Annotated in this window: 1 pseudogene; it reads right to left on the bottom strand. The window is 50.8% G+C overall.

The features are described from left to right. Window positions 1-1602 (bottom strand): annotated as a pseudogene (locus ACTHUE_RS17785) (hemagglutinin repeat-containing protein); the annotation flags it as partial. Window positions 1603-1720 lie beyond the last annotated feature (118 nt).

The raw sequence follows: 1720 nt of genomic DNA, 5'->3' as shown, positions 1-1720 counted from the left end.
ATTTATACCCTTATTTTTTAAATAGTTAATATATTTTTGTAGCGTATCTTTACTGTGTAACCACTTCACTTCATCAGGATGCAACTGGCGATTAAACCAATCCGCATTCGCCCCCGCAACCTCCGCACCCGTGCTTCCACCCGTCAGCGCACCAATCGCTGCGCCTCCTAGGGTGTCTGCCAGTAATTGCCCTGCGCCACCAAATTTATCGCCTACTTGGTTTAAATAGGGTGCTGCTAGCGATGAGGTGCCTGCTCCTACTGCGCCTTGTGCATCACCTGTTAAGAGTGCTCCTACCCCTGCGTGGAGCGCAGCTCGCCCTAATCCGCCTTCCTTCCATGTGTTGTACTCTGTTTGATGGTCGGATAGGTATTGGTCTGCAAGGACGATTTGTTGTTGCAGTTGGGCAATTTGCTCAGGGTTTTGCGCGTCTTTTAATTGCTCTTGTAAATTTGCTTTAGCGATTTGAACGCGCTCGTAGTTCTGTATATTGCCCAGTTTATCTGCTGTCCATGCAACAGTTTGAGCGGCAACGGGGGCAAATTGTTGTGAGACATTGCGCTGCAAATCCAGCTCGCTTTGCACTTTGTCCGCATCAAATCGGTTTTTCAGGCTGCCTGATTGTTGGCCGGCATCCTCGGTGCGGATGTCGGTGTACGCCAGTTGCGCGGCTTTGTCTGTGCCGTAGCCTGTTTTGGCGAGCTGTCCTGCCTCATCGGTGAGGATGATGTTGCGGGTGTTGATGCCGCTTTTTGTGATGTTGCTTTGACTGTCGCTGTCGCTGCCGTAACCTACTGATGAACTTGCGCCGTTTTTATCGGCTACGCTTGTCAGGTGTTTGTCTTGAGGCTTATTTTGTGCGCTCTGCCCCAGTGTTTCGCCGCTTACGGCAATGCTGGCACCCAATCCAAAACTTTTGCCTTCGTATCGGCTGTGGTTTTGAATGTCGCTATGGGTGAGGGTGGCCGTCTGAAAGCGGTTTTTGCCTTCGTCTTCTGCGCTTTGGCTAGACGTGATGATGCCGCCTTTGAGGTCTGTATGGTTTCCGACCTTGATTTGATAGCCGTCTTCTCCGGCATAAATACCGCTTTGCTCGGTTACGGAGGCATGGTCTGCTTTGATTTTGCTTTGGCTGTAACTGCCGCTTGCACTGAATCCGTAACCGACGGTAACTTGGGCGTTGCCGTTTTGCTGTTTGCTCTGATAGGTTTCAGTATCTTGAACACTTTCTATATGCAGGTTGCGCGTATCTGCCTGTACGCCTTTGCCGATAAGCTGCGCACCTTTGATGGTGGTGGTGCCGCTTTGGATAAGGGTTTGGCTGCCTTTGTCGCCAATATGGCTATGGCGCTGGGTTACACTATCGCCATTGCCGTAGCCTTTGCCGACATTGCCGCCTGCGGTAAAGCCTAATGACCAGCCCCCTTGTCCGAATGATACGGCAGCACCTGCGTTCCAGCCTGCTGATTTGTTTTGGCTGCATTCGGTGTTGCTTTGTTCGGCGGATTGCAGATGGATTTGCTTATCGGCAATCAGGCCGGTTCCTGCTTTACCTGAAACATCTGAGCCCGTGATGTTGATATTGGATTGTTCGCCTTCCCCTTGTCATCCCAGCTGGTTCCGATGGCTTTCAGTTTTTTTCATTTGTTCTTCATCAACTTCCCCTTTCGGCAACTTTTTCAGTTCAACCAGGCAAGTCCTTCTCCTCCCCACACCTGAA

This window comes from Neisseria sp. P0021.S005, from assembly GCF_051956955.1.
This window is presented reverse-complemented; position numbering and strand designations above follow the sequence as displayed.